The organism is Streptomyces sp. NPDC044106 (assembly GCF_056433985.1).
Genome location: NZ_JBWKFZ010000017.1, coordinates 167,250 through 173,576, shown reverse-complemented (window position 1 = coordinate 173,576; position 6,327 = coordinate 167,250). Strand labels below are relative to the sequence as shown.

At 68.8% G+C, this 6,327-nt stretch carries 7 protein-coding genes; 2 read left to right on the top strand and 5 right to left on the bottom strand.

Annotated features, from left to right (window positions below):
• Nucleotides 1-256: 256 nt before the first annotated feature.
• From AC07DI_RS29190 to thyX, 3 genes are all read right to left on the bottom strand, one after another.
• Entirely contained in the window at nt 257-1,942 is a 1,686-nt protein-coding gene (locus AC07DI_RS29190) for a ribonuclease J (RefSeq protein WP_362374230.1), read from the bottom strand.
• A 150-nt stretch (nt 1,943-2,092) separates the two neighbouring features.
• Nucleotides 2,093-2,992 carry a 4-hydroxy-tetrahydrodipicolinate synthase gene (gene dapA, locus AC07DI_RS29185; protein WP_478907067.1) on the bottom strand — a complete coding sequence of 300 codons (900 nt, stop codon included), beginning with the start codon at nt 2,990-2,992 and terminating at the stop codon, nt 2,093-2,095.
• A 190-nt stretch (nt 2,993-3,182) separates the two neighbouring features.
• A complete protein-coding gene (thyX, locus tag AC07DI_RS29180) occupies nt 3,183-3,923 on the bottom strand; it encodes an FAD-dependent thymidylate synthase (RefSeq protein WP_384263533.1) in 741 nt (246 codons plus the stop codon).
• Nucleotides 3,924-4,123: 200 nt separating this feature from the next.
• On the opposite strand from thyX, the gene AC07DI_RS29175 reads away from it, so the two are divergent.
• Nucleotides 4,124-4,363 carry a hypothetical protein gene (locus AC07DI_RS29175; RefSeq protein WP_384263535.1) on the top strand — a complete coding sequence of 80 codons (240 nt, stop codon included), beginning with the start codon at nt 4,124-4,126 and terminating at the stop codon, nt 4,361-4,363.
• A 135-nt stretch (nt 4,364-4,498) separates the two neighbouring features.
• Nucleotides 4,499-5,065 (top strand): hypothetical protein, encoded by a 567-nt coding sequence (locus tag AC07DI_RS29170; RefSeq protein WP_478907064.1) that lies wholly within the window; start codon nt 4,499-4,501, stop codon nt 5,063-5,065.
• A 13-nt stretch (nt 5,066-5,078) separates the two neighbouring features.
• Here the strand turns inward: AC07DI_RS29170 and AC07DI_RS29165 are convergent, their stop codons facing one another.
• Both AC07DI_RS29165 and dapB read right to left on the bottom strand, forming a co-directional pair.
• Nucleotides 5,079-5,531: a tetratricopeptide repeat protein gene (locus AC07DI_RS29165; RefSeq protein ID WP_358709559.1), complete on the bottom strand. Its 453-nt coding sequence runs from the start codon at nt 5,529-5,531 to the stop codon at nt 5,079-5,081.
• A 35-nt stretch (nt 5,532-5,566) separates the two neighbouring features.
• Nucleotides 5,567-6,319 carry a 4-hydroxy-tetrahydrodipicolinate reductase gene (gene dapB, locus AC07DI_RS29160; protein ID WP_384263540.1) on the bottom strand — a complete coding sequence of 251 codons (753 nt, stop codon included), beginning with the start codon at nt 6,317-6,319 and terminating at the stop codon, nt 5,567-5,569.
• Nucleotides 6,320-6,327: the final 8 nt, after the last annotated feature.

The following is a 6,327-nucleotide window of genomic DNA, read 5'->3' as shown; positions in this document are numbered from 1 at the left end:
CTATCAGACTCTTTCGTGTCCGACTTCCTCGGTGCCTTTCCGGTTCCCGCTCCGGCCTTTCGGCTTTCGCGTTTCCCTTTCCGGCGGTTCCGACTTTATCAGAAGTTCTGAGTCGGATTTCCCGCCCCGCTCGGGTCGATCCGAAGCACATGAGTGCTCGGGGCTTCCCTCGCTGGCGGAGCCGTAAACCTAACGGAGCGGGGCGCCTCGATGCAAATCGAGGCGCCCCGCTCCGGAGCTCGTGCTGTCGGGAGGATCAGACCTCGACGACCACGGGCAGGATCATCGGGCGTCGGCGGTAGTTGTCCGAGACCCATTTGCCCAGCGTGCGGCGGATGAGCTGCTGCAGCTGGTGGGGTTCCACGACACCGTCCTGGGCCGACTTCTCCAGGACTTCCTGGACCTTCGGCATGACGGTGGTGAAGACCCCGTCGTCGATGCCGGAGCCGCGGGCCTGGATGTGGGGGCCGCCAGTGATCTTGCCGGTGCTGGAGTCCACCACGACGAAGACCGAGATGATGCCCTCGTCGCCGAGGATCTTGCGGTCCTTCAGCGCCGGCTCGCCGACATCGCCCACGGAGAGCCCGTCCACGTAGACGTAACCCGCCTGGACCTTGCCGACGATCTTCGCCTTGCCCTCGACGAGGTCGACGACCACGCCGTCCTCGGCGATCACGATGCGGTCGTGCGGGACGCCGGTGAGGGCGCCGAGCTCGGCGTTGGCGCGCAGGTGGCGCCATTCGCCGTGGACCGGCATCAGGTTCTTGGGCTTGCAGATGTTGTAGAAGTACAGCAGCTCGCCGGCCGAGGCGTGGCCGGAGACGTGCACCTTCGCGTTGCCCTTGTGGACGACGTTCGCACCCCAGCGGGTCAGGCCGTTGATCACGCGGTAGACCGCGTTCTCGTTGCCGGGGATGAGGGACGACGCCAGGATCACCGTGTCGCCCTGGACGATGCGGATCTGGTGGTCGCGGTTGGCCATGCGGGAGAGCGCGGCCATGGGCTCGCCCTGGGAGCCCGTGCAGACAAGCACGACCTGGCTGTCGGGGAGGTCGTCGAGCGTCTTGACGTCGACGACGAGCCCCGGCGGCACCCGCAGATAGCCGAGGTCACGGGCGATGCCCATGTTCCTGACCATCGAGCGGCCGACGAAGGCGACCCTGCGGCCGTACTCGTGTGCGGCGTCCAGGATCTGCTGGATGCGGTGCACATGGCTGGCGAAGCTGGCCACGATGATGCGCTTCTGGGCGCCCGCGAAGACGCCCCGGATCACGTTCGAGATGTCGCGCTCGGGCGGTACAAAGCCCGGCACCTCGGCGTTCGTGGAGTCGGAGAGGAGGAGGTCGATGCCCTCTTCGCTCAGCCGTGCGAACGCGTGCAGGTCGGTCAGGCGGCCGTCCATCGGCAGCTGGTCCATCTTGAAGTCACCGGTGGCGACGACCATGCCCGCGGGGGTGCGGATGGCGACGGCCAGGGCGTCCGGGATGGAGTGGTTGACCGCGACGAACTCGCAGTCGAACGGGCCGAGGGCCTCGCGGTCGCCCTCGACGACCTCCAGCGTGTACGGCCGGATGCGGTGCTCCTGGAGCTTCGCCTCGATGAGGGCCAGCGTCAGCTTGGAACCGATCAGCGGGATGTCCGGCTTCTCGCGGAGAAGGTAGGGGACACCGCCGATGTGGTCCTCGTGGCCGTGCGTGAGCACGATGCCCTCGATGTCGTCGAGGCGGTCCCTGATGGACGTGAAGTCCGGCAGGATCAGGTCGATTCCGGGCTGCTCCTCCTCGGGGAAGAGCACTCCGCAGTCGACGATCAGCAGGCGACCGTTGTACTCGAAGACGGTCATGTTGCGGCCGATCTCGCCGAGGCCGCCGAGCGGGGTGACCCGCAGGCCGCCCTTCGGCAGCTTCGGAGGGGCGCCGAGTTCAGGATGCGGATGACTCAAAAGACTCTCCTCACCACGCGCGCCACGTACCTCCCGGGCACGTGGCGCGTATGACGTTCGTGCATTAGCAGTTGTTTGTGTGGGGTGCGGGCGGCCGGCAGCTCGTGACGCGCCCGCGGTGTTGCGCGTATTCAGTTGTGAAGTCTGTGGTTACAGCTGTACCCCGCCGGCGGCGAGGTCGATCTTGAGCTGGTGCGTCTCCTCGGGCGACAGCTCCACCATCGGCAGGCGGAGCGGGCCCGCGGGGCGCCCCTGGAGGGCCAGCGCCGCCTTGGTGGTGATCACGCCCTGGGTGCGGAACATGCCGGTGAAGACGGGGAGCAGCTTCTGGTGGATCTCCGTGGCCTTCTGTACGTCGCCCGAGAGGTGTGCTTCCAGCATGGCGCGCAGTTCGGGGGTGACGACGTGGCCGACGACGGAGACGAAGCCGCACGCGCCGACGGACAGGAGCGGGAGGTTCAGCATGTCGTCGCCGGAGTACCAGGCCAGGTCCGAGCGGGCGATGGCCCAGCTGGCGCGGCCGAGGTCGCCCTTGGCGTCCTTGTTGGCGACGATCCGCGGGTGCTCGGCGAGGCGGACGAGCGTTTCCGTGTTGATCGGTACGCCGCTGCGGCCGGGGATGTCGTAGAGCATGACCGGCAGCTCGGTGCTGTCGGCGATCGCCGTGAAGTGCCGGAACAGGCCGTCCTGAGGGGGCTTGTTGTAGTACGGCGTGACGGTCAGGAGGCCGTGGGCGCCGGCCTGCTCGGCGGCGCGGGCGAGCTCGATGCTGTGGCGGGTGTCGTTCGTGCCGACGCCCGCGACGATGTGGGCGCGGTCTCCGACCGCGTCCAGTACGGCTCGTACGAGATCGTTTTTCTCCGCGTCACTGACGGTCGGGGACTCACCGGTGGTGCCGTTGATGACCAGGCCGTCATTGCCTGCGTCCACCAGGTGGGCGGCGAGCTGCTGCGCGCCGTCGAGGTCAAGTGCGCCATCCGCCGTAAAGGGCGTGACCATGGCGGTGAGGACCCTCCCGAAGGGGGTCTGCGGAGTGGAGGTCGGAGCCATGGGTAACACGCTACTCGCTGCTCAGCGCGGGGTCGCCCCTCGGGGGATGTGTGCGGACCTGACAAGTGTGGAGCCCGGCACTGCCTGCTCGGGGGTTCAGGCAGTGCCGGGTCCGTTTGATCAGGCTAAGTGAACTTCACGAAGTGCCGCAATCCGGACACTTCGCGCGACGCGCCCGCACATCAGTGCCTTACGGCGCCACACGTCCGTTCTTGTTGAAGGCCGCATGGGTGAGAGGCATCAGCTCGGCCCAGTGCTGCTCCATCTTCTCGCCGACCATCTCGATCTCCCGCTGCGGGAACGAGGGGACCTTGGCGAGCTCGTGCTGCGTACGGAGGCCGAGGAAGTGCATGAGCGAGCGCGCGTTGCACGTCGCGTACATCGAGGAGTAGAGCCCGACGGGGAGCACCGCGCGGGCGACCTCGCGGGCGACGCCGGCGGCCAGCATCTCCTGGTACGCCTCGTACGCCTGGCGGTAGGAGTCCTCCATGACGCGGCCGGTGAGCTCCTGCTGCGCCTGGGTGCCCTCCACGAAGACGTACTTCCCGGGGCGGCCCTCCTGGACGAGCTTGCGGGACTCGTCGGGGACGTAGAACGTCGGCTGGAGCTCCCTGTAGCGGCCCGATTCCTCGTTGTACGACCAGCCCACGCGGTGCCGCATGAACTCGCGGAAGACGAAGATGGGGGCGCTGATGAAGAACGTCATCGAGTTGTGCTCGAAGGGGCTGCCGTGGCGGTCCCGCATCAGGTAGTTGATCAGGCCCTTGGACCGCTCCGGGTCCTTCTGGAGCTCGTCGAGGGACTGTTCGCCGGCCGTGGAGACTCGGGCGGCCCACAGGACGTCGGAGTCGGAAGCGGCATGCTTCACCAGCTCGACGGTGACCTCGCTGCGGAAGCTGGGCTTGAGGTCTTCGGTGGGGGTCTCGCTCACAGGCGGGGGTCCTTCCATGTGCATCTCTCGGGCGGCGCCCACTCTATGACCCGGCACCGACAATCGGCCGTCCGGTGACCCGCCACGACATTCTTCGACTAATTTGCCGAAAGAGGGCACCTTTTGGGCGTTTCGAGCGTCCTACTGGGCAACAGAGTCAACAGTGCTCCGTTCGAGACCCGTAAGGAGAAGCGCGCCCCATGTTCCGTCGGCGAGAGCCCGTCCCGTTCGCCTTCATCGCCGAAGCCGACAAGTTCCGCAGCAACGTCACTCCTCCGCCCCGAGAACGCGCTTCGGCCAGCCAGATCATGGGTCGTACGCTCATCGGCCTCACCGTGGTGGCCGGCCTCGTGGGGTCCCTGCTCTTCGGTATGCCCGCGATGTCGGCCGACCAGTCACCCGCGCATCACCAGCAGTCCGAAGCCTCCGAAGGACGCTGAACCGGACATCACCCCGGACACGGACTGGCTCTGTCCGGCCCTGACTCGTCCGGACCCCCAAGGGTGGTAGCAGGGGACACGGCTCGATAACCTCACCGGGCACAGCCCATGTGTGGATCGAGTGAGGATCAGCCCGTGCCCCTGCCCTTCCTGACCGCGGACCGCACTTTCGACGACGTGGCGGAGGACGCCGCGCTGCCCTTCGCCGACCGCGACCACTGGCGCCGGCCCTACCGTCCCGGCCCGTGGCGGGTCGGGACCTCCGCGCTCCTGCTGCTTGCCGCCTCGTTCGTCCTCCTCGCCGCCGTGATCATCGCGCTCGCGGGCTCACTCATGGGCGGCGCGATCTGTGCGGGCATCGCCGTCCTCGTCATCGCCGCCTCCCTGCGCCTGCTGCGCATGGGCACCTGGGTGAGCGCCCGGGGGCTGCGCAGGGTCGGTTTCCTGTCGACGCAGACGGTCGCGTGGGCGCAGGTGTCGACCGTGCGCACCGCGCAGCAGCCGGTGCGCTGGCTGGGACTGCCCCGGACGGTGCAGGGGCAGGCGCTCGTCCTCGTACGACGTGATCAGGATCCGCGGGGCGCCGGGCCGCAGCTGTTGCTGACCGACCGGAACGCCGACTTCCTGGCGCGGCACGAGGCGTTCGACCGGGCGGCGGACTCCATCGAGGTGTGGGCCGACGAGTACCGGCCCACCGCCTGACGCCCCACCACCTCTAGACGTTCACCGGCCGGCCCGCGTGCAGGGCGATCGCCCGCTGCATGGCCTTTCGCGCGCGGGGGGTGTCCCGGGCGTCGTGGTAGGCGACCGCCAGCCGGAACCAGCAGCGCCAGTCGTCCGGCGCGTCCTCGGTCTCGGCCTTGCGGCGGGCGAAGACCTCGTCGGCCGAGTCGCGGTCGATGCGGCCGCCCGGGGTCCGCTTCAACTCGTCCACGGGCAGGCCGCCCTCGGCCTCCAGCTCTGCGGCGAGGCGGTTGGCGCGCTGGACGAACTGGGTGTTCTTCCAGAGGAACCAGACGCCGATGACCGGCAGGATCAGCACCGCGACACCGAAGGTGACGGTGAGCACGGTGCCGTGCTGGATCAGGAGCACGCCGCGGCTGCCGACCAGGACGAAGTAGACGACCAGGACGGCGGCCGTGACGGCGTAGGTGATCTTTGCGCGCATGTCTCTCAGCTCTGATCTCGGCCGAGGCTCCCGGCTCAGCCGAGATCCAGGAAGTGTTCCAGGCCGAACGTGAGGCCCGGCGTGCTCACCACGCGGCGGGCGCCGAGCAGGATGCCCGGCATGAAGCTGCTGTGGTGCAGCGAGTCGTGCCGGACGGTCAGGGTCTCGCCCTCGCCGCCGAGCAGCACCTCCTGGTGGGCCAGGAGGCCGCGCAGGCGCACGGAGTGGACCGGTACCCCGTCGACGTCCGCGCCGCGGGCGCCGTCCAGGGCCGTCGTCGTGGCGTCGGGCTGCGGGGCGCTGCCCGCCTCCCTGCGGGCCTCGGCGATGAGCTGGGCGGTGCGCGTGGCGGTGCCGCTGGGGGCGTCGGCCTTGTTCGGGTGGTGCAGCTCGACGACCTCGACGGACTCGAAGTAGGGCGCCGCGATCTGCGCGAACTTCATCGTGAGGACGGCGCCGATGGAGAAGTTCGGGGCGATGAGCACGCCCGTCTCCGGGGACGCGTCCAGCGACGTACGCAGCCGCGCGAGGCGCTCGTCGGTCCAGCCCGTCGTGCCGACGACGGCGTGGATGCCGTGCCGTACGCAGAAGTCGAGGTTCTCCATGACGGCGTCGGGGTTGGTCAGCTCGACCGCGACCTGGGCGCCGGCCTTCGCCAGCGTCTCGAGATCGTCGCCCCGGCCGAGGGCGGCGACCAGTTCCATGTCGTCGGCGGCCTCGACGGCCTTCACGGCCTCGGAGCCGATGCGGCCCTTGGCACCGATGACCGCCACGCGCAGCTTGCTCATGTCCTTCA